Below are 20,894 nucleotides of genomic sequence, written 5' to 3'. Positions count from 1 at the left end.
GCTTCTTATATATGCAAAGCAATATCATCTGTTGCTGCCAAAGCAGCTTCTTTAATAGCTTCTGTAAATGTTGGATGCGCATGAGACATACGCGATATATCTTCGGCAGAGGCTCTATATTCCATAGCAACAACAGCTTCGGCAATCATATCGGCAGCACGAGCACCAATCATGTGTACACCCAAAATTTCATCTGTATTTTTATCGGCTAATACTTTTACAAAACCGTCAATATCCATACTCGCTCTACTTCTTCCTAAAGCACGCATTGGAAACTGTCCTGATTTGTATTCAATTCCAGCTTCTTTTAACTCCTCTTCTGTTTTACCCACAGCGGCTACTTCTGGCCAGGTATAAACAACTCCAGGGATTAAGTTATAATTAATATGTGGTTTTTGTCCAGCTAAAGTTTCAGCAACCAATACACCCTCTTCAGAGGCTTTATGAGCAAGCATTGCTCCTTTTACCACATCACCAATAGCGTAAATATTACTAGCACTTGTTTGTAAGTGATCATTTACCTCAATTTGTCCTCTATCGGTTAATTTCACACCTGCTGCCTCTGCGTTTAATCCATCAGTATATGGACGACGACCAACAGACACCAAACAATAATCTCCTCTAAATTCTACCTCTTCACCTTTTTTATTATCGGCTTTCACGACTACCTCATCACCATCACGTTCTACAGATTTCACTTTGTGAGACATATTCATCTTAAACTTGGCTTTTTTAAAGACTTTGTTTAACTCTTTCGATAAGCCTGCATCCATTGTTGGAATGATACGATCCATATATTCTACAATCGTAACTTCAGATCCTAAACGTCTGTAAACTTGACCAAGTTCTAAACCAATAACACCGCCTCCAATCACTATCATGTGTTTCGGTATTTCTTTTAGTTTTAAGGCCTCGGTAGATGTTATGATGCGTTCTTTATCTAATGTTATAAAAGGCAAACTAGATGGTTTAGATCCCGTAGCTATAATTGTGTTTTTTGCCTCGATTTCTCCAGCATCCTTTCCATCAATTATAATGTGGGTTGCATCTTTGAAACTACCTACACCTTCATAGACATCAATCTTATTTTTTTTCATTAAAAAATCAATACCACTTGTAGTTTGGTCAACAACAGCTTGCTTACGCGCAATCATCTTTTCGATGTTCACTTTAACATCACCTGGAATTTCGATACCATGGTCTTCAAAATGCTTTACTGCATGCTCGTAATGATGAGACGAATCTAAAAGTGCTTTACTTGGTATACAACCAACGTTTAGACATGTTCCTCCAAGCGTAGAGTATTTTTCGATTATTGCTGTTTTCATCCCTAATTGAGCACAACGAATTGCCGCTACATACCCACCAGGACCAGAACCTATTACTGCTACATCATATGATTTCATAAAAAAATATTTATCCGTTTTTAATAAAATGAGTACAAAAATACGAATGTTTTATGGGAAGACAATAAAAAGAGAAGTCATAAATAGTAATGAAAAATTAAATTTTCTTTGCAACTAAAGTTAAGTCTGGTTCATGAACAGTTAAAGATTTTACAACATTATTTTCTATCTGAAATGTGATATAAACCGATGAAATCCCGTTATATAGAAACTTATTCTCGCCTACTCTAATTAAACCACCACCACCTTTTCCTAATTTACCTAGTGAAATCACTTTTCGCATATTAAGGGAAATGGAAAACCCATCATTCTCTCCTTCTCCATATCTATAGTCTCCAATGTATTTTTCTTGCTCTTCTTTAGTTAAGGCTTTATAAGTGGTTATATCTTCGGCTTCAAATGTTTTTAAGAAATCTATGAGTTTTTCAGAATTAATAATATCATCGTTAGTCATCGCATCTTTCATGCGCAAACCTGCCTTTGCATGCTGGAGTAAACTAATGCCATGAGGACCTGGTTGCGACTGAATACCTGGCGTCATCTCAACCATAGCTTTTACAATGTCAAAAGCGCCTAACATAGCATAGGTAAACATTGTAGGCCTTGCACCTTTGCTCATAAGGTAATTTACAATATCGCGTCGTCCAACATGAGAAGCAGCTCCTATAGCCGATTCCCAATCACCAAAACTCCAATCCCAACTGGCACGTGCTAATTCTGGTCGTTTATCTACCATTTTTTTTACGGTTTCGATATCGAAATGTGATTTCCCGACAATTTCATTAACCACAGCATCGTCTATTGAAGGGTAACGATGGCAAGGATTTTTAATAGTCTCCTCTCCAATTGCTATTGATTTGGCATAACTAATACTAGGTATAGAAACAGCTAAAAGCCCAAATATTGAACTCTTAACAGCCGCGCGTCTGGTTATAACATTTCCTTTCATGATAATATATTTGTAGAAAAGATAGATATAAATTTGCAGCGTATATTGTGCTTTAACATTGTGTTATGTTAAATATTATCAATGTTTAATCTAATGACATACCTCCTATTTTCATGTGGGCATCGGCTCCTTTTTCCAAAGTTATAAGCAGGCTGTTATTCTCAAACTTGATTTCAATATTGTCATCTTGAGTAAGCATAACACCTTTTACACTTTGTTCTTTAAGCTCGTTATGTATTTTCTTGAACATGGCAATATGATCATTCATTGGCATTAAGTTTAACATTTCTTCTGAAAAATTCTCCTTGACAAAGGTTTCCCATGCTTTGGCATTATCGTCTTTAATCACCTCTAAAAAGCGGTCAAGAATCCTTTCTATTTGTCTTTCAGATTGAGCATCTGCTTGAGACTGTCTGAGTTTCGTATTTGGTCTAAAATCTGACTTTAGTACGATACCAGCCAAATTTGAATTAAGCATTCCATAACCACGATTGGCATGATTACTCATCATAATAATGATAATATCTTCATTGAGATATCGCCAAAAATCGGCAAAAAAGATTCCATTACCTCCATTATGTGCTATAAGTTCTGTTTGACGTGGTGTTGGAAAAATTGCCCAACCATAACCATAATGAGATTGCGCACCTTGACCTTCTTCGATATGCTTAGTATACATTTTTGCTTTAGACGTTTTAGATAAAATAGTATTGGTAGTTAATGCTTGATGCCATTTATACATATCTTCTACAGTAGATAAAATACCACCATTTCCTTTAAGGTGCCAAGAAATACCATCGTTCCATTTTTCATTTGGTTTGCCCCATTCGCCAGTATCCTTATACCCCATGGCTACATCATTTTTATCATATTTAGGTCTTATATAACCCGTTTGTTCCATTTGAGCTGGATTCCAGAGTTGCTTATATAAGAAATCCTCATAGCTTTCTCCCGAAATTTGCTCAATAATCATTGCTAATAAGGTATAACCAACATTAGAATATTCATACTGAGTTCCAGCTTTAAATAACATTTCTGACGCCAAAGCCTTTTCAATAAATTCGTCTTTAGAAATAATATGATAGTCATGCCCAATTCCTGGAGGAAGACCTGACGAATGCGTTAATAAATGATGAATGGTCACATCATCCCTGTTTGCAGGCACGTTTTTGAAATACTTAGTAATCTTATCATTTACTGATAATTTACCGAGTTCTTCTAATTTTAATATTCCAGCAGCTGTGAATTGTTTCGTTATAGACCCGATATCAAAAACAGTATTAGATTTATTTTTAATATTAGCTTTTTTATTTGCAAAACCATAACCATCGGAAGTAATAATCTCTCCTTTATGAGCTACAAGAACACTCCCAGAAAATTGATCGCTCTCCAATTGTTTGAGATAACTCGTTACCCGTTTTTGTAAATTTTGTTTGGTTTCATTTTGTGCTTGACAGCTTAGACATAAAAATAAAATAACTGTCAGTTTTAAGATTGATTTCATGATTTAAGTATTATAAATTTACATCAAACTTAGGCTTGTAAGGTCCATTTTAAAAATAAAAGTGACCAACACAACTGTGATGTGATTATTAGACGAAACTCATAAAAATTCGTGATTTCATAACATATAAACTCGTCTTTATCACAAATTTCAGTTCTTATCTTTAAGTTTAAAAATTTCAATATACATTTACCTTCAGTTTATGAAACGATATATAGAAATAGCTTTAAATATTTTATTTTGGCTCGTTTGTTTTTATTTGATTTTTTCGATTATTAGTCCCCAAAACAGAGAAGTTGAAATAATAAACGGTCGGGAAACGGTAAGAATCTCATATGATCATATGAGCATTTTAGGCACTATAGTTGGGTTTATACTGAAAATGGGATTGTATTATTTCAACGTCTATTTTTTGTCTAAATATTTTAATAAAAGACAGTTCAGAACCTACTTCATTTTACTTCTGCTTACCACCATAATTACCATTGGCATTGAGCTTCTAAAGAATCTTATAATTTATGGTGAAGAATTTGTTTTATTCGAAACATTTATTGCAACACTCTGGATGTATATGTTTTTCGTTGGAATTTCATTTGTGCATATAATTGTGCTACGTTGGCAGAAAGAGGAAGCATTAAAACAACAGCTAAGAGAAGACAAATTAGCCGCAGAATTACAACTATTAAAATCACAAATTAATCCGCATTTTTTATTTAATGCTTTAAATAACTTACTATCTATTGCAGAAAAACATAAGCAATCTGAAGTTTCAAAAGGGATTGCACAACTATCGGAGTTATTACGTTTTCTATTGCATGATACGTCAGAGCATCTCATTGCCTTATCTAAAGAAGTAGAGTTCATAGAAAACTACATTAAGCTCAATAAACTTAAGTTTGATGTTAATGACCCGCTCTCCATTTCATTTAAAACAAAAGGCCAATTTGATACTATTAAAATTGCTCCGGCTATATTAATTCCATTCGTAGAGAATGCCTTTAAGCATGGTATTGATATTTACAATACGTCTTTTGTAGATATACAGTTAACTACAAATGAAAAAGACATTCATTTTCTATGTAAAAACTCATTAGTAGAAAAAAAGAACCCAAATAGTAGTATAGGCAAAGATTCTGGTATCGGACTTCAAAATGTAAAACGCCGACTTGCAATTTTGTATCCAGACAAGCATCAGTTGCGAATTACTCAACATGATAATAACTATATTGTTGATCTTAAATTAACCTATGATTGATGCTATAATTATTGATGACGAGCCAAAAGCAATAGAATTATTGGAAAACTATTGTGCAAGATCCAGTGATCTTTACCATGTAAAGTCGTTTAGGAATCCTATTGAAGCCCTGCAATTTATTGAACATAAACCACCTCATCTCATTTTTCTTGACATTAATATGCCCAACCTCTCTGGAATACAGTTGGCCAAATTAATACCTAACGAGTGCCATATTATATTCACAACAGCTTATTCAGAATACGCTGTAGAAAGTTACAATCTGAATGCCATAGATTATTTATTGAAACCTATAACTCACCAACGATTTTTAAAAGCCATTGAAAAAGTGTCTTCTATTATAAAAACAAAACATGATCTTATTAGTAAGCATACGAAAGCAACCATTATGGTAAAAAGTGGTTATGAGAAACACCAACTTGTACTCGATGATATTTTATATTTAGAAAAAGATGGTAATTATATGGTGTATCATAACTTAACAAAAAAAATACTGGCCAGAGAAACAATAGGCGAAGCTCTAGAAAAATTGCCTAACACTTTTATTCAAACACATAAATCATTTATTGTATCAATTAAGCACATAGAAAAATTAAAGTCGAAATATGTATATATTAATGACATCAAAATTCCTGTGAGTAATCGTTACAAATCAATATTAGAAGACAAACTTTCTTAAGATGGAAACCCAAGCATCTCTCCCATTCCAACGGTAAACAACCAACAGCCATAGATAGCATGTTCTATAGAAACCAAAAGGGTAGATTTTGTCTTCTGAAATGTCAACGCAAATAGAATCCCTCCTATAAAAGTCAGTAACATTACAAGTCCATTTTTAAAGAAAATATGAGCTAAGGAAAATAGCATGGCATTCACAATTAGAAAAAGCGTATTACTTTTAAATAACTTAATATATCGCTTAAAAAAGAAGGTTCGATAAATTAATTCCTGAGGATATACTGAAAAAAAGCTATAAATAAATAAAATTCCTAGCCATAAGAGTGGTTTATTAAGAACCACGACAAAAAGATTCTCAGGATCAACAATCCACATGTAAAGTGCCGTTAAAACAGCAATTAGGACTAACTGAATAATTGTCCGTTTAAAAAACAATGTCCAGTTTAATTCAGGTGACATTTTAAACTTTAGTTTTTCAATTTTTAATAAGACAAAAATCACATATAAAAACCCTAAACATCCAATAACCATTTTAATCCAAACCGGATAATCAATAGCAAAGCTCACTGGTATTAATATGAAAATGACAAAAAATTCGGAAAGTTTATAGGTTGTTGATTGCATGCTCTAAATATAGACAATTAGTTTAGATACATATTGCTGTTGTATGTTTTACTTCGTTAATCATAAACGTACTATGCGTACTACCAATATGACTAATACTCGTTAGTTTTTTCACCATAAATTCTCTAAACTCATCCATATCGGCAACAAGGACTTTTAAAAGGTAGTCATAGTCGCCACTAATATGGTAACACTCCAAGACTTCATCTAACTTTGCAACTTCTTTTTCAAAATCGACAACAAAATTTTTGGTATGTTGAAGCAACTTAATACTACAAAATGTTACAAAACCTTTATCTACTATTTTTTTATCAATAAGTGCTACGTATTTAGATATGACTCCTTCGCGTTCTAATTTTTTAATGCGCTCATAAACCGCTGTAACCGATAAGTTCAATTTATTGGATAACTCCTTATTCGTTTGCTTACTATCCTGCTGAAGAAAGTGAAGTAATTTTTTATCGATAATATCTAATTGTGCCATATTGAAAAATTTTCGGTTTTACGAATTAAAACTCAACCTTGTTATTAAATTAAACTAGAAAAACACCATTATATAGTTTTATTTTCTAAATATAGTAATTATCATTGATTTATTATCTAAATAATACGATTTTTGATGTGATATTAACTAAAAAAAATAATCTAATGGCTTTTAAACCAGCTAATAACATTCAAGATCTTCAATATTTTGGTGAATTTGGAGGTGTTAATCCTTCTATTTCAGATTCGTCTACTTACACTTTTTTATCTGCTAAAACAATGTTCGATACTTTCGAAGGTAATGCAGATGGCTGCTATTTATACTCACGCCACTCCTCGCCCTCTAATTTATATTTAGGTGAAGCTCTGGCTGCCATGGAAGGCACAGAAACAGCTAATGTATCGGCATCTGGTATGGGAGCAATTACTCCTGTTTTAATGCAACTTTGTGGTGCTGGAGACCATATTGTATCAAGTAGAACAATCTATGGAGGCACATATGCTTTTCTTAAAAATTTCACACCACGCTTTAATATTAGTACATCTTTCGTAGATATTACAAAATTAGATGTTGTAGAGGCTGCAATTACTAAACACACAAAAGTTATATACTGTGAATCTGTGAGTAACCCGTTATTAGAAGTCGCAGACATTAAAGGTCTTGCCGCTATAGCTAAGCGCCATAATTTAAAATTAGTTGTTGACAACACCTTCTCTCCTTTATCAATTTCGCCTGCAAAATTAGGTGCAGACATCGTGATACATAGCTTAACCAAATTTATTAATGGTTCTAGTGATACTGTTGGTGGAGTGGTTTGTGGTACTCAAGAATTTATCAATGATTTGCGCAATGTTAATGATGGTGCATCTATGTTATTGGGATCTACTATGGATAGTTTACGCGCTTCTTCAGTTTTAAAAAACTTGAGAACCCTACATATACGCATGCAACAACACAGTCTGAATGCCACATATCTGGCTCAACAATTTGAAAAAGATGGATTAAAGACCGTATATCCAGGTTTGCCATCACACCCTTCACATGAATTATTTAAAAACATGATGAACGAAAAATATGGTTTTGGTGGCATGCTTACTATTGATGTTGGAAGTTTAGATAAAGCCAATGAGCTTATGGAAATGATGCAGGCGAAAAACTTAGGTTATTTGGCTGTAAGTCTTGGTTTCTATAAAACCTTATTCTCTGCCCCTGGAAGTTCTACCTCTTCTGAAATTCCAGAAGATGAACAACAGGCTATGGGATTAAGCGATGGCTTAATTCGTTTTTCCATTGGATTAGACGCAGATATCGAACGCACCTATAAAATGATGCGAACTTGTATGGAAGCACTTCATATTTTAGAAAAAGAACAAGAGGCAATTTTAGCTTAAACCTCTTTTAAATCACGTTATAAAGAGCCTTTTGGACAGTGTTCAAAGGGCTTTTATTTTCCTTTTAACCGCTCCCATAGCGCAGACATAGTAAAACTAAAATCATCCATTTCGGGAGTAAAAGGTTTCATATCTAAACGTTCACCAACTTTATACAACTTTAAATTAAAAACAGGTTTGTAACCTTGTTTCGTTTTTACTAACGGATAACGCAAATCCTTATAAAGGTAATCACCATTATCCAAAGATTCTATGCTATAATAATCATTGCTAAACCATGCCAAATCAGCAATGTCTTTATAATCTTCAGGTCGTAAAGCTCTATCCTTTGGAAGTATTTGCCATTCCGAAAAGTGATTAGATTGATCTAATAAAGAATAAAACGCCACATGGTAATTGTTTTCAGTTTCTGCAATACCATACCATAATACGTTGTTTAATATTGAAGGTTGAACACTAAAGCGTTCATAGACTATATCTTCTTTGATCAAAGATGATTTAAAAGCATGTTGAACATATAACTTATTAAAAATAGTAAATAGCATATACGCTGAACTGAGACCCAAACCTAATTTTAACCAAAATCGACGTCGCTTATTTTGTCTTTTATAAAACATTAAAATAATCATGCATAATAAAAAAGGTATGGTGTACATGGGATCGGCAACTGCGATATTATTAAAGGCCACACGATAATTAGAAAATGGAGCAAATAGTTGCGTCCCATAAGGCGTAAAGCAATCTAAAATTGGGTGTGTAAACAGCGACCAAAAAAACAGAGCTGTCCAATTTTTTTGAGTTGTAGTACCCAATCGTTTTCCCCGATCGTATAACTTATGCACTAACCAACCTAATAAAAAAGCGGCTAAAACAGAAAATAAAACAGAATGCATAAATCCTCTGTGGAATAACATAGCATCTATTTCATTACGATGAAATAGACTTCCTATAAATACATCCAAATCTGGAATAGTTCCGCCTATCGCACCAAACAATAAGGCTTTATTTCCAATTTTTTTACCCAAAACCGCTTCTCCGCAAGCAGCACCTAAAACAATTTGAGTTAATGAATCCATTTATATTTTCAGAATTGAAACGCAAAAATACGGAACAATTATGATTTGCACATTAGGTAACATTATCGTAACATTACAAGAACAAATAGTCACTAAAATCAAATGAGCGAAGACAATAACATTTCAGAATTTAAAGCTAAAGATCAGAATATAGTTGAAAATAAAGAACTTAATTTCTATGAAGCACTTATTCCAGTTATCATATTAATGGCTTTATTGGCTTATAATATCTTTTTTGTTGAAAGCCAAGAGTGGTTTGGTACTTATACCAATCAAATTATTCTCCTCCTTGGTGGATTGGTTGCGGCTGCAGTTGGTTTCTTTAATAAAGTGACTTTTGGAGGGATGCTCAAAGAAATATGGGAAAATCTAAAAAGTGTATTTGTACCAATTATGATTTTATTTCTGGTTGGCGCTCTTGCTGGTACATGGCTCATTAGTGGTGTTATTCCAGCAATGGTTTATTACGGTTTACAAGTGTTGAGTCCAGAAATATTTTTACCAGCTTCTGTTATTATTGCTGCAGTAATTTCTATTGCCACTGGTAGCTCATGGACGACGTCGGCTACTGTTGGTATTGCCCTTGTTGGTATTGGAACAGCATTAGGCATTCATCCTGGAATGATCGCAGGTGCCGTTATTTCGGGGGCGTATTTTGGTGATAAAATGTCTCCTTTAAGTGATACAACCAACCTTGCTCCTGCCATGGCTGGAACAGATTTGTTTACACATATTAAATATATGGCCTATACAACGGTTCCAACCATTATTGTAACCTTAATTGTCTTCGGAGTTATAAGTGCCACAATAGAAACCTCAGGTAATGCTGATGTCTCTCAGATTCTTGACACCATTGGCACAACTTTCAACATCACACCTTGGTTATTTTTAGTCCCTGTAGCTGTTGTTGCTTTAATATTACTGAAAACCAAGCCGCTTATTGCGCTTAGTTCTGGAGTAATTTTAGCTATAATTTTCGCCCTAATCTTTCAAGGAAACATTGTAGATAAGATTACTGATTCTAAAGGAAAAACTATTGTTAATGCTGTCTTTACAGATACAAATATCCCTATAGATGACGCTACTTTTATGGCTAATCTTTCAGAAAGAGATCTGCAAACCATTAAAGAAAATGAAGACATATCACCTCTTTTTGATGCTGATAAGGATATAGAAAAAAACTTCTCAAATGAAGAATTAATAGGGTTGTTCGCTTTTGCAAACTATGATGACGCAACTCTTAAAACAAAGGTGGATAGTTTAAGTAGATTATTAACTATTGATAAGCTCAAAAAATTATTTAACTCTGGTGGAATGAATGGTATGATATGGACCATTCTATTAATTGTTTGCGCTATGGTATTTGGCGGTATTATGGATGCCATTGGTGCTTTAGCAAGAATTACTAAAGCTTTACTATCTGTAGCCACAACAATATTTGGGTTGTTTGCCAGTACTGTCGTTAGTTGTCTTGGTCTTAACGCTATCGCTTCCGATCAATATCTTGCCATAGTCATTCCTGGAAAAATGTTTAAAAAGGCTTTTGACGACAAAGGACTAGCTCCAGAAAACTTAAGTAGAACGCTAGAAGATTCTGGTACTGTAACGTCTGTACTCATTCCTTGGAATACTTGTGGTGCCTATCAGTCTGGTGTATTAGGAGTTGAAGTAAGTCAATATTTCATGTATGCTATTTTTAACTGGATGAGTCCATTTACAACATTATTGTTTGCCGCTTTCCGAATAAAAATAAGGCAAATTTCGGGTAAATTGAACTAAACTATAGCAGCATAAAATTAAATGATATTCATCATTTTTTAGGAAGGTTTGATTAACTATATTTGCAGCCAAATTTAAAATTTAACTCAAAAAAAAATATTAAAAAATGGCTGTATTAGTAGGAAAAAAAGCACCTCAATTTAATGCACAAGCGGTTGTAAATGGTCGCGAATTTGTAAGCAACTTTTCTTTAGATCAATTTATTGGAAAAAAACACGTGGTATTGTTCTTTTACCCAAAAGACTTTACGTTTGTTTGCCCAACCGAATTACACGCATTTCAAGAAAAATTAGAAGCATTCCAATCTAGAAACACAGAAGTTATTGCGGTATCTACAGATACTGAGCAATCGCACTGGGGATGGTTACAATTAGACAAAAACAATGGTGGAATTAAAGGTATTACTTATCCGCTAGTTGCAGATACTAATAAAACCATTTCTAAAAACTATGATGTTTTAGCAGGTGATTATTTTTATGATGAGAACGATATGCTACAGGCAGAAGGGGAATTAATTGCTTATAGAGGATTGTTTTTAATTGACAAAGAAGGTATTGTACGTCATCAAATTGTAAACGATTTACCATTAGGAAGAAATGTTGATGAAGCATTACGTATGGTGGACGCACTTCAGTTTGTTGAAGAAAATGGAGAAGTTTGTCCAGCCAACTGGAATAAAGGAAAAACAGGAATGCAAGCTACTCATGAAGGCGTTGCAGAGTTTTTAGAAAAGCACGTGAACTAAACCACGTTATAGATCAAAAAAAAGCCACTTGTAGTTATAAGTGGCTTTTTTTTTGACTAAGATTACAACAATCTTTCTAGATTTTTAAATTCTTTTTCTCTTGCATGATCGCGAGCAGTTCGACCTTCGTTATCTTGAATAGATTTATCTGCTCCTCGTTCTAGTAACATTTTAACAATGGACACTTTGTTATACATTGTTGCAAAAATCAAAGGGGTTGTCCCTAAATTATTTCTAGCATTGATATGTGCACCATGATCTAATAACAGTATTGCCAATTTTTCATTTCCTTTGAAGCATACACCAATAAGCGCAGTATTACCTGTACCATCTTTCGCATCAATTTCGGCATTCTTATCTATTAATATTTTGGTTGCGTTTTCGTTATCAAAATACGTAGCAAAAATCAACGGTGTAAATCCGCGAGAATCTTTACCATTTACCAAATTAGAATTGGCCTTTAAGATACTTTCAAGTTCGTCGCTCTTTTTATTTCGTATTGCTTCAAAAAGTAAATCCATGTCTTTCATATTAGCACTTATTATTTAAAAGGAATTGGTATATGTCTATATCAATTCCCTTTAAGTATGCATTGTATTATATTATTTCAAATCAAATCGATCTAAATTCATCACTTTTGTCCAAGCGGCAACGAAATCATTAACAAATCTCTGTTCTCCATCATTCGCACCATAAACTTCACAAACTGCTCTTAATTCAGTATTAGAGCCGAATATAAGATCTGCACGTGTTCCTTTAAATTTAACCTCACCAGTTCTACGATCACGCCCTTCAAAAATTCTATCGTCTTGTGAAGTAGCGCTCCATGTATAAGTAAAGTCTAAGATATTTGTAAAGAAATCATTACTCAAATTTCCAATATTATCTGTAAATACCCCAAGATTAGAACCATCATAGTTAGCTCCTAGCACTCTTAAACCACCAACTAATGCGGTCATTTCTGGAATTGAAAGCGTCAATAGATTCGCTCGATCAACTAACAAGTCTTCGGCAGCAACCTCAAGATTAGGATTCATGTAGTTTCTAAATCCGTCTGCCAAAGGTTCTAAATAACCAAACGATTCTAAATCTGTTTGCTCTTGAGAAGCATCTCCTCTACCTTGCGTGAAAGACACCGAAATACTATAACCTGCATTTTTAGCTGCTTCTTCAATTCCTGCATTACCTGCTAAAACAATTAAATCTGCCATGGATATTGTACCACTGAAATCATTTTGAATACCTTCTAATACATTTAAAACTTTGTTCAACTCTGATGGATTATTAACCTCCCAACTTCTTTGTGGTTCTAAACGTAATCGACCTCCATTGGCTCCTCCTCTCATATCAGAACCTCTATATGTTGATGCAGACGCCCAAGCCGTAGTTACCATTTGTGACACAGAAAGCCCTGAAGCTAAAACCATTTTCTTTAATTGAGAAACATCGGTATCTGTTAAATTATAGTCAACACTAGGAATAGGATCTTGCCATAATAGTTCTTCCATTGGTACCTCTGGACCAAGATATCTAGATATTGGCCCCATATCTCTATGAGTTAATTTATACCATGCACGAGCAAAGGCATCCTCAAATGCTTTATGATCTTTATGAAATCGTTCCGATATTTCTAAAAACCCAGGATCTACTTTTAAGGCCATATCTGCTGTGGTCATCATTAATGCTTGCCTTCCATATGGATCTCCAGCTTTTGGTGCCATTGGCGCATTAGAACCTGCTGTTGGTGTCCATTGGTGCGCTCCAGCTGGACTTTTAGTTAATTCCCATTCGTTATTCAATAATACATCGAAAAAGTCGTGATCCCATTGAATTGGGTTTGGTGTCCACGCACCTTCCAGCCCACTTGTAATGGTATCGTCTAAAACTCCAGAACCAAAAGTGTTTTTCCATCCAGTACTCATTTCTTCTATTGAAGCTCCATGCGGTTCTGCTCCAACGTATGTATCTGGATTTGCCGCTCCATGCGCCTTACCAAATGTATGTCCTCCTGCAACTAAAGCTACAGTTTCCTCATCGTTCATAGCCATACGTCCAAAAGTAATACGAATATCATGAGCAGATTTCAATGGATCCGGATTCCCATTTGGTCCTTCGGGGTTAACATAAATTAATCCCATGTGAACAGCACCTAAATGCCCTTCTAAGTCGCCATCACTGGTGTCATAACGATCATCGTTATCTAACCAACCTGTTTCACTTCCCCAATAAATATCTTGCTCTGGTTCCCAAACATCTTCTCGTCCTCCAGCAAAACCAAACGTTGTGAATCCCATAGATTCTAAAGCACAATTTCCAGCTAAAATCATCAAATCAGCCCATGAAATTTTGTTTCCATATTTCTTTTTTACTGGCCATAATAATAAACGTGCTTTATCTAAGTTACCATTATCTGGCCAACTGTTTAATGGTGCAAACCTATGAGTACCTGTACCTGCACCTCCTCTACCGTCACCAACACGATAAGTACCCGCACTATGCCAAGCCATCCTAATCATAAACCCTCCATAATGACCATAATCTGCCGGCCACCAATCTTGTGAATCTGTCATTAAATCGATAACATCTTGCTTTAGAGCGGCAAAGTCAATACTATTAAACGCCTCTGCATAATCGAAATCTTTACCCATTGGATTTGATTTAGATGCATGTTGACGCAAAATATTTAACTTTAATTCATTAGGCCACCAATCTCGGTTTTTGGTTCCGCCTCCAGCTGTTTTCTTTTGTGTTCCACTTAAAAAAGGGCATTGACCTGCATCACCATCCATATGGTGATTCTCATGATTATCCATAATTATATTGTTTTAGAAGATTTTTGATGTTATAAAGTTAGAAAATTTACGACCCAAATTTTAGCATATGAGCATTTTTTAAACTTATAAGACAATAGCTAAAACTTATCACGTACAGAGATGGTCATTAATTTTGATTATAATAAAGACGCGTTAGGTTTTAAATAAAAATGAAAAAACCATATTCTAAGCGAATATGGTTTTTTAACAACCTAACTAAATCAATCAAAATATTATCTAGCGATAATCACCTTGTTTGTTTAACAAATATAATAAAAGGTTAAACAAAAATTAAAACGTTATAAAATATTTAACGTTTAAACTCACAATATATCAATTGATTAAATGGTACATTTTTTGTAACTTATAGAATAATAAAGAACCTATTTAATAACTATAAATCTTAATATTATGTCAGATACAACATATACAAAAATTTTTTCGGGAAGTTTTATCATTGTTCAATTAGCAATGGATAGACTGAAAAGCGCAGGAATCAATGCAATTATTAAAGATGAATCCGAATCTGGTAGACTCGCAGGTTTTGGTGCGTCAATTCAAGGGTATCAAGAACTTTATGTAAGTGACGACGAATTAGAACACGCTCAAGCCATCATTGATAGCGTCAACGAAGAACTACAACCATAATATTATATTTCTGGTGTTTACACTGTTACGGTATACATTTTTTCGCGAAGCTCTTTAATCTTCTTATCGCTCATATATTCGTCAAAGGTCATATAGCGGTCTATGATACCACTTGGTGTTAGTTCTATAACTCTATTGGCCACAGTTTGAGCAAACTCATGATCATGAGTTGTAAACATCACAGTTCCCTTGAAATTTTTAAGCGAATTATTAAACGCTGTGATACTTTCTAAATCTAGGTGATTTGTTGGTTCATCTAACATAAGTACGTTAGCTCTAACCATCATCATACGACTTAACATACAACGTACTTTTTCTCCTCCAGATAATACATCTGATGTTTTGAGGGCTTCTTCTCCACTAAAAATCATTTTTCCTAAAAAGCCTCTTATATAAACTTCTTCACGTTCTTCTTCAGTTGTAGCCCATTGGCGCAACCAATCAACTAAAGACAGTTTATTATTAAAATACTCGCTATTATCGAGAGGTAAGTAAGACTGAGAGGTTGTAACTCCCCAAGCATATTTTCCTGAATCGGCCTTTTGATTGTTATTTATGATTTGATAAAAAGCTGTTGTTGCTCTTGAATCTTTAGAGAACACTACGACTTTATCTCCTTTATTTAAATTGATATCTATATTTCTAAATAAAATGTCACCTTCTATAGAAGATGCTAATCCTTCTACATTTAAGATTTGATCTCCAGCTTCACGATCACGCTCAAAAATGATGGCAGGATAACGACGACTCGATCGTTTTATATCTGCAATATTCAATTTTTCAATCATTTTCTTTCTACTCGTGGCTTGTTTAGACTTGGCAACATTGGCTGAAAATCGTCTAATAAATTCTTCAAGTTCCTTTTTCTTCTCTTCAGCTTTTTTATTCTGCTGTGCATGTTGCCTAGCGGCAAGCTGAGATGATTCATACCAGAATGTATAATTTCCAGAAAAGTGATTTATCTTACCAAAATCAATATCAGAAATATGAGTACAAACCGCATCTAAAAAGTGTCTATCATGCGATACAACAATAACACAATTATCATAATTTGCTAAAAAGTTTTCTAACCAAGCAATCGTTTCATAATCCAAATCATTGGTAGGCTCATCCATTATAAGCACATCAGGGCTTCCAAACAATGCTTGTGCTAAAAGCACACGAACTTTTTGTTTACCATCTAAGTCTTTCATTAAAGTGTAATGAAACTCTTCTCTAATTCCTAAGTTGGACAACATTGCAGCTGCATCGCTATCAGCATTCCAACCATTCATTTCTTCAAACTCTACTTGAAGTTCTCCAATTTTTTCAGCGTTCTCATCAGTATAATCTGCATAAAGTGCATCAATTTCAGATTTCAATTTATACAAGGGCTTATTTCCCATTATAATGGTCTCCAAAACTGTATGCTCATCATATAAATTATGATTTTGTTCTAAAACCGACATTCGTTTGCTAGGCTCTAAATGCACATGCCCAGAAGTTGGGTCTTGCTTCCCTGCAAGAATCTTTAAAAATGTAGATTTTCCGGCGCCATTGGCTCCAATAATCCCATAGCAATTCCCATTGTTGAATGTTGTATTAACTTCATCAAAAAGAACTCTTTTTCCAAATTGAACCGAAAGATTAGATACTGATAACATAATGTCTTTATTAATTTTTTGCAAAAGTAGAAAAATCTCTTCACCGAGAGAAACTAAAAGCCTTTAATTTTACAAGTATAATTGATTCAAAATTATAGTAAAATCAACATTTAACAACGTATTAACAAGAGTTACTATTCGCAAGGTTTATTTTTGTTAGAAATAGATAATACCTACGATTTAAAATACTTATGAAACTATATTTAGTTACATTCTTAATATCCTCACTCTTTTTAGGTTGTAATTCTAATACTGAAAAAGGAGATACTGCCTACTTTGGCGGCGAAATAATTAACCCAAACAACAACTACATTACCATTTACAGTACTGAATCAGAGCGTGATACAGTCTATTTAGACGATAACAATCGATTTTTATATAAGATAAAAGATTTACAAACAGGATTATATTCGTTTACACATGGTGGCGAATACCAAACCTTACTTATTGAACCTAACGACAGCATTCTTTTTAGACTTAACACTAACGATTTTGACGAGTCGCTTGTTTATACTGGGAAAGGTTCTAAAAAGAACAATTACTTTATTAAAGCCTTCCTTCATGATGAAAGTGAAAGTAAAAAATTTCAAAAACTTCAACATTTAGAGCCCGAAGAATTTGAAGTTCATATAAAAATGCGGAAAGAGAAAAAAATTGAGAATTTAGAACGCTTCTTAGCATCTCATCAAGTTTCGCCTTTATTTGACAAAATAGCAAGAGCCAGTATTAATTATGACTATTACGCATATAAAGAGCTCTATCCTTTTGGTTATTTTGGAAACAATCAATTAATTCATTTTAAAGATCTACCAGAAGGTTTTTACAGCTATCGTTCTGATGTTAATTTTAACGATGCAAGCCTTAGTGGTTTATATTCTTATAACCGTTTTTTACTTTGGTATTTTCAAAATATTGGTCTTCAAAAATACTATCAAGATGGTTCTCACTTAGCTTTTAACAGGCACTCTCTAGATTATAATCTTGATAAATTAACAATGATTGATAGCGTGGTTCAAAATGAGACCATAAAGAACTACCTTCTCATGTACGCTACCCGCGAATTTATATTTAATAGTAGTAATGCTGAAAAGTCTAAGAGTATACTAGATGCCTACTTAGAAAAAAGTACAGACGCAAAAAGAAATGAATACATTAATAATTTAGTGAGTGCAACAACGAATCTTTTCCCTGGAAATACAATTCCTGATGTAAAGATTGTGGACTTTAATAATAAAGTTGTAGACCTGCATTCTGTAATAAAACAACCAACAGTTATCTATTGTTGGTCTTCAAATTTTAAATGGAGTTATCGAAATAATCATTATATGATGAAAACTCTAAAAAAAGACTATCCAGAAATGAATTTTATCGCTATTAATATTAACGATATGAATACCGTTTCTTGGAAGAAAACTTTAGGACTTTTAAAATTCCCTACGGAAAACGAATATATGTTTAAAAACCCTAGTGAAGCGATTAAAACCTTTGCTATTGTATATTCTCAAAAAGTAATTATCGTTGATAAAAATGGCACTATAATAAAGCCAAATGCCGATTTGTTTGGAAAAAATATAGGGTATCATATTGAAGCCGCTTTAGAGTCGTCTGCCTCAAAAAAATACACCTTAAAATAAAAAACTCCTGATTATCACTAATCAAGAGTTCTTCAAATATTTTATATAATGTAATTAATTGCCCTTTTTATAATCGGCAAGAAACTTCTCTAAACCTATATCTGTTAAAGGATGCTTCAACAGCCCCATAATTGAACTCAGAGGACCAGTCATAACATCTGCACCCAATTTTGCACAATCTATTACATGCATTGTATGACGTACAGAAGCTGCTAATATTTCGGTATCAAAACCATAATTGTCATAGATCATTCTAATTTCTGCAATTAAATTTAAGCCATCTGTAGAAATATCATCTAAACGACCAATAAAAGGTGAAACATAAGTTGCGCCTGCTTTTGCAGCCAATAACGCTTGTCCTGGAGAAAAGACTAAAGTGACATTTGTTTTAATCCCTTTATCTGTAAAATATTTACATGCTTTCACGCCATCTTTAATCATTGGCAATTTCACTACGATTTGTTCATGTAAGTCTGCTAGGGCTTCCCCTTCTCTTACCATGCCTTCAAAATCTGTCGCAATGACTTCAGCAGAGACATCACCATCAACAATATTGCAAATATTAACGTAATGCTTCATGATATTGTCATGACCTGTAATACCTTCTTTTGCCATCAAAGACGGATTGGTAGTTACACCATCTAAAATACCAAGGTCTTGCGCTTCTTTAATCTGATCGAGATTGGCTGTATCAATAAAAAATTTCATGTGTAGTTATGTTATAGTTGTGTTTAAAATTATGTGCACGAATTTACAATTTTATCACACCTTCCGAAGAACATATTATGAAATGATATTAACAATATACAATCTATGGGTTAATGATAATGGTATATTCTTTGGATGTAGAATCTGAACACAGCGGATCATCATATTGATCTGTATCATAGTCATAACTTAAAGGAGGATCAACAAATAAATAAACGGTAAAAGTGTAAGTTCCCGGATGTGTTGGCAAACCTTCTATAGAAACCGTTCTGTAATTAACAAATAGCTCTAAACCGTCAGGCAAATTATCATCAACTTCGAAAATATAACCATAATCGTCATCCCGAGGTTCATTTTTAATCTCGGCTCTAAACTCATCATAATAATAAGATTCCACCGTGCCTACTTCAAAGGACTTATTTGGTAATTCTGGTCTGCGATTAATAATACAATCAAAGACGTCCTCACAGCTAGACAACATAATTGAACTTAAAACAAATAATAGTAGAGGTAATAGTCGTTTCATAATGATTAATGATTTCTCAACTAACATCAAAAAACATACCAGAGGTTATAATTTATAATGATTAAGCAACAATTTCTCATAGACTTTATCTGGAAGAATACGTTTCAAAACAATCGAGAATTTTTGCATAAACGCTCCAACTTTATAGTGAATTTTTGGCGTTTTAGTGTTGATAATTTTATAAATCATTTCAGACACCATTATCGGATCGCCCCCACTATCAACATCATCGTCAATAGCTTTTAATACATTTCCATATTTTTTCTCATACGGAGATCCTTTTACAACAGGTGCATGGTATCTTCCAGCGGCAATATTTGTGGCGAAATCTCCAGGAGCAACATTAGTCATATGAATATTGAAATCTCTTATTTCCATTCTAAACGCCTCAGTAATCAGCTCTAGTGCACCTTTGCTTGCGCTATAAATACCTCGATATGGCAACCCCATATATCCAGCAATTGAAGTTACATTAATAATCAATCCTGAATTTTGTTTTCGCATTTGTGGTAAGACCGCTTTAATTACATTTATAGGACCAAAAAGATTAGTTTCGAAATTACGTTTAATTTCTTCATTAGGTATTTCTTCAATTGGACCAGTAATACCTGCGCCAGCATTATTAATAAGAATATCTATTTTTTCAGATTGTTCTACCACAGTTTTGATTGCATTATCAATAGAATTAATATCTGCAACATCTAGAGCTACTAACTTTATTTTCGAGTCTGGATAGCGTTCTGGAGATCTACTTGTTCCATACACAGTATACCCCTTTTGAGAAAGAAATTCTCCTATAGATTTACCTATTCCTGAAGACCCTCCTGTAATTAAAACAACTTTGGACATATTATTATGGGATAATTTGATTTCAAAAGTACAATAAAATAGGAAAGTATTGGGTACAAAAAAAGGCAAGCTACCTACATCACACCGCTACGACCGCGTACCTTTGCTTCGTTCCCGACCTGGAGGATTAAGCAGGAGCTGGTTGTGTAGGACTTGCCGACTGCAAAGATACAATCTTTTAA

The 20,894-nt window shown here is 33.8% G+C and carries 19 protein-coding genes and 1 other RNA gene; 7 read left to right on the top strand and 13 right to left on the bottom strand.

Going from position 1 to position 20,894, the window contains the following annotated elements:
* Positions 1 to 5: 5 nt before the first annotated feature.
* The 3 genes from lpdA to Q0893_RS16875 form a co-directional block, all read right to left on the bottom strand.
* Positions 6 to 1,406 carry a dihydrolipoyl dehydrogenase gene (lpdA, locus tag Q0893_RS16885; protein ID WP_298903871.1) on the bottom strand — a complete coding sequence of 467 codons (1,401 nt, stop codon included), beginning with the start codon at positions 1,404 to 1,406 and terminating at the stop codon, positions 6 to 8.
* 97 nt (positions 1,407 to 1,503) lie between these two features.
* Positions 1,504 to 2,355: a hypothetical protein gene (locus tag Q0893_RS16880; RefSeq protein ID WP_298903872.1), complete on the bottom strand. Its 852-nt coding sequence runs from the start codon at positions 2,353 to 2,355 to the stop codon at positions 1,504 to 1,506.
* Positions 2,356 to 2,440: 85 nt separating this feature from the next.
* Entirely contained in the window at positions 2,441 to 3,859 is a 1,419-nt protein-coding gene (locus Q0893_RS16875) for a serine hydrolase (protein WP_299277860.1), read from the bottom strand.
* A gap of 202 nt (positions 3,860 to 4,061) precedes the next feature.
* Here Q0893_RS16875 and Q0893_RS16870 point away from each other — a divergent pair, with 202 nt between their 5' ends.
* Together Q0893_RS16870 and Q0893_RS16865 are read left to right on the top strand one after the other, a co-directional pair.
* Positions 4,062 to 5,114, top strand: coding sequence for a sensor histidine kinase (locus Q0893_RS16870; protein WP_299277857.1), 1,053 nt, complete (start codon positions 4,062 to 4,064; stop codon positions 5,112 to 5,114).
* On the top strand, positions 5,107 to 5,793 hold the full coding sequence (locus tag Q0893_RS16865) for a LytTR family DNA-binding domain-containing protein (protein ID WP_299277854.1): 687 nt from the start codon (positions 5,107 to 5,109) through the stop codon (positions 5,791 to 5,793). The genes Q0893_RS16870 and Q0893_RS16865 overlap by 8 nt, the downstream gene beginning before the upstream one ends.
* On the opposite strand, the gene Q0893_RS16860 is transcribed toward Q0893_RS16865, so the two are convergent.
* Both Q0893_RS16860 and Q0893_RS16855 read right to left on the bottom strand, forming a co-directional pair.
* Positions 5,790 to 6,416 (bottom strand): type II CAAX endopeptidase family protein, encoded by a 627-nt coding sequence (locus tag Q0893_RS16860; protein ID WP_298903876.1) that lies wholly within the window; start codon positions 6,414 to 6,416, stop codon positions 5,790 to 5,792. The genes Q0893_RS16865 and Q0893_RS16860 overlap by 4 nt on opposite strands.
* A 22-nt stretch (positions 6,417 to 6,438) precedes the next feature.
* A complete protein-coding gene (locus Q0893_RS16855; protein WP_298903877.1) occupies positions 6,439 to 6,900 on the bottom strand; it encodes an Lrp/AsnC family transcriptional regulator in 462 nt (153 codons plus the stop codon).
* Between the two features lie 164 nt (positions 6,901 to 7,064).
* Between Q0893_RS16855 and Q0893_RS16850 the strand changes: the two genes are divergently transcribed.
* The gene (locus tag Q0893_RS16850; RefSeq protein WP_298903878.1) at positions 7,065 to 8,291 is read left to right on the top strand and encodes an aminotransferase class I/II-fold pyridoxal phosphate-dependent enzyme; all 1,227 of its coding nucleotides are present in this window, start codon (positions 7,065 to 7,067) and stop codon (positions 8,289 to 8,291) included.
* Positions 8,292 to 8,344: 53 nt separating this feature from the next.
* On the opposite strand, the gene Q0893_RS16845 is transcribed toward Q0893_RS16850, so the two are convergent.
* A complete protein-coding gene (locus tag Q0893_RS16845; protein ID WP_299277849.1) occupies positions 8,345 to 9,367 on the bottom strand; it encodes a metal-dependent hydrolase in 1,023 nt (340 codons plus the stop codon).
* 102 nt (positions 9,368 to 9,469) lie between these two features.
* On the opposite strand from Q0893_RS16845, the gene Q0893_RS16840 reads away from it, so the two are divergent.
* Positions 9,470 to 11,146 (top strand): Na+/H+ antiporter NhaC family protein, encoded by a 1,677-nt coding sequence (locus Q0893_RS16840; protein ID WP_298903880.1) that lies wholly within the window; start codon positions 9,470 to 9,472, stop codon positions 11,144 to 11,146.
* A gap of 106 nt (positions 11,147 to 11,252) precedes the next feature.
* Positions 11,253 to 11,891, top strand: a complete 639-nt coding sequence (locus tag Q0893_RS16835; protein WP_298903881.1) for a peroxiredoxin — start codon at positions 11,253 to 11,255, stop codon at positions 11,889 to 11,891.
* A 62-nt stretch (positions 11,892 to 11,953) separates the two neighbouring features.
* On the opposite strand, the gene Q0893_RS16830 is transcribed toward Q0893_RS16835, so the two are convergent.
* Both Q0893_RS16830 and katG read right to left on the bottom strand, forming a co-directional pair.
* The gene (locus Q0893_RS16830; RefSeq protein ID WP_298903882.1) at positions 11,954 to 12,421 is read right to left on the bottom strand and encodes an ankyrin repeat domain-containing protein; all 468 of its coding nucleotides are present in this window, start codon (positions 12,419 to 12,421) and stop codon (positions 11,954 to 11,956) included.
* Positions 12,422 to 12,493: 72 nt separating this feature from the next.
* On the bottom strand, positions 12,494 to 14,704 hold the full coding sequence (gene katG, locus Q0893_RS16825) for a catalase/peroxidase HPI (protein ID WP_299277844.1): 2,211 nt from the start codon (positions 14,702 to 14,704) through the stop codon (positions 12,494 to 12,496).
* A 411-nt stretch (positions 14,705 to 15,115) separates the two neighbouring features.
* Here katG and Q0893_RS16820 point away from each other — a divergent pair, with 411 nt between their 5' ends.
* Positions 15,116 to 15,352 carry a DUF2007 domain-containing protein gene (locus Q0893_RS16820; protein ID WP_298903884.1) on the top strand — a complete coding sequence of 79 codons (237 nt, stop codon included), beginning with the start codon at positions 15,116 to 15,118 and terminating at the stop codon, positions 15,350 to 15,352.
* A gap of 17 nt (positions 15,353 to 15,369) precedes the next feature.
* Here the strand turns inward: Q0893_RS16820 and Q0893_RS16815 are convergent, their stop codons facing one another.
* A complete protein-coding gene (locus tag Q0893_RS16815) occupies positions 15,370 to 16,995 on the bottom strand; it encodes an ABC-F family ATP-binding cassette domain-containing protein (protein ID WP_299277841.1) in 1,626 nt (541 codons plus the stop codon).
* A 191-nt stretch (positions 16,996 to 17,186) separates the two neighbouring features.
* On the opposite strand from Q0893_RS16815, the gene Q0893_RS16810 reads away from it, so the two are divergent.
* Entirely contained in the window at positions 17,187 to 18,629 is a 1,443-nt protein-coding gene (locus Q0893_RS16810; protein WP_299277838.1) for a hypothetical protein, read from the top strand.
* 54 nt (positions 18,630 to 18,683) lie between these two features.
* Here Q0893_RS16810 and fsa read toward each other — a convergent pair whose 3' ends face one another.
* From fsa to ffs, 4 genes are all read right to left on the bottom strand, one after another.
* A complete protein-coding gene (gene fsa, locus Q0893_RS16805; protein WP_298903887.1) occupies positions 18,684 to 19,337 on the bottom strand; it encodes a fructose-6-phosphate aldolase in 654 nt (217 codons plus the stop codon).
* Positions 19,338 to 19,440: 103 nt separating this feature from the next.
* Positions 19,441 to 19,863: a hypothetical protein gene (locus Q0893_RS16800; RefSeq protein WP_298903888.1), complete on the bottom strand. Its 423-nt coding sequence runs from the start codon at positions 19,861 to 19,863 to the stop codon at positions 19,441 to 19,443.
* 45 nt (positions 19,864 to 19,908) lie between these two features.
* Positions 19,909 to 20,712: an SDR family oxidoreductase gene (locus tag Q0893_RS16795; protein WP_298903889.1), complete on the bottom strand. Its 804-nt coding sequence runs from the start codon at positions 20,710 to 20,712 to the stop codon at positions 19,909 to 19,911.
* Positions 20,713 to 20,772: 60 nt separating this feature from the next.
* An RNA gene (ffs, locus tag Q0893_RS16790) (signal recognition particle sRNA small type) lies at positions 20,773 to 20,871 on the bottom strand.
* Positions 20,872 to 20,894: the final 23 nt, after the last annotated feature.

The sequence above is a fragment of the uncultured Psychroserpens sp. genome, assembly GCF_947494225.1.
Taxonomy (GTDB): Bacteria; Bacteroidota; Bacteroidia; order Flavobacteriales; family Flavobacteriaceae; genus Psychroserpens.
This window is presented reverse-complemented; position numbering and strand designations above follow the sequence as displayed.

Bases quoted from the DNA above. Each gene is read 5' to 3' on its own strand.
- Q0893_RS16870 (WP_299277857.1), top strand. From the start codon at position 4,062: ATGAAACGATATATAGAAATAGCTTTAAATATTTTATTTTGGCTCGTT.
- Q0893_RS16800 (WP_298903888.1), bottom strand. From the start codon at position 19,863: ATGAAACGACTATTACCTCTACTATTATTTGTTTTAAGTTCAATTATG.
- lpdA (WP_298903871.1), bottom strand. From the start codon at position 1,406: ATGAAATCATATGATGTAGCAGTAATAGGTTCTGGTCCTGGTGGGTAT.
- Q0893_RS16860 (WP_298903876.1), bottom strand. From the start codon at position 6,416: ATGCAATCAACAACCTATAAACTTTCCGAATTTTTTGTCATTTTCATA.
- Q0893_RS16795 (WP_298903889.1), bottom strand. From the start codon at position 20,712: ATGTCCAAAGTTGTTTTAATTACAGGAGGGTCTTCAGGAATAGGTAAA.
- fsa (WP_298903887.1), bottom strand. From the start codon at position 19,337: ATGAAATTTTTTATTGATACAGCCAATCTCGATCAGATTAAAGAAGCG.
- Q0893_RS16850 (WP_298903878.1), top strand. From the start codon at position 7,065: ATGGCTTTTAAACCAGCTAATAACATTCAAGATCTTCAATATTTTGGT.
- Q0893_RS16880 (WP_298903872.1), bottom strand. From the start codon at position 2,355: ATGAAAGGAAATGTTATAACCAGACGCGCGGCTGTTAAGAGTTCAATA.
- Q0893_RS16815 (WP_299277841.1), bottom strand. From the start codon at position 16,995: ATGTTATCAGTATCTAATCTTTCGGTTCAATTTGGAAAAAGAGTTCTT.
- Q0893_RS16855 (WP_298903877.1), bottom strand. From the start codon at position 6,900: ATGGCACAATTAGATATTATCGATAAAAAATTACTTCACTTTCTTCAG.
- Q0893_RS16835 (WP_298903881.1), top strand. From the start codon at position 11,253: ATGGCTGTATTAGTAGGAAAAAAAGCACCTCAATTTAATGCACAAGCG.
- Q0893_RS16810 (WP_299277838.1), top strand. From the start codon at position 17,187: ATGAAACTATATTTAGTTACATTCTTAATATCCTCACTCTTTTTAGGT.
- Q0893_RS16840 (WP_298903880.1), top strand. From the start codon at position 9,470: ATGAGCGAAGACAATAACATTTCAGAATTTAAAGCTAAAGATCAGAAT.
- katG (WP_299277844.1), bottom strand. From the start codon at position 14,704: ATGGATAATCATGAGAATCACCATATGGATGGTGATGCAGGTCAATGC.
- Q0893_RS16830 (WP_298903882.1), bottom strand. From the start codon at position 12,421: ATGAAAGACATGGATTTACTTTTTGAAGCAATACGAAATAAAAAGAGC.
- Q0893_RS16820 (WP_298903884.1), top strand. From the start codon at position 15,116: ATGTCAGATACAACATATACAAAAATTTTTTCGGGAAGTTTTATCATT.
- Q0893_RS16865 (WP_299277854.1), top strand. From the start codon at position 5,107: ATGATTGATGCTATAATTATTGATGACGAGCCAAAAGCAATAGAATTA.
- Q0893_RS16875 (WP_299277860.1), bottom strand. From the start codon at position 3,859: ATGAAATCAATCTTAAAACTGACAGTTATTTTATTTTTATGTCTAAGC.
- Q0893_RS16845 (WP_299277849.1), bottom strand. From the start codon at position 9,367: ATGGATTCATTAACTCAAATTGTTTTAGGTGCTGCTTGCGGAGAAGCG.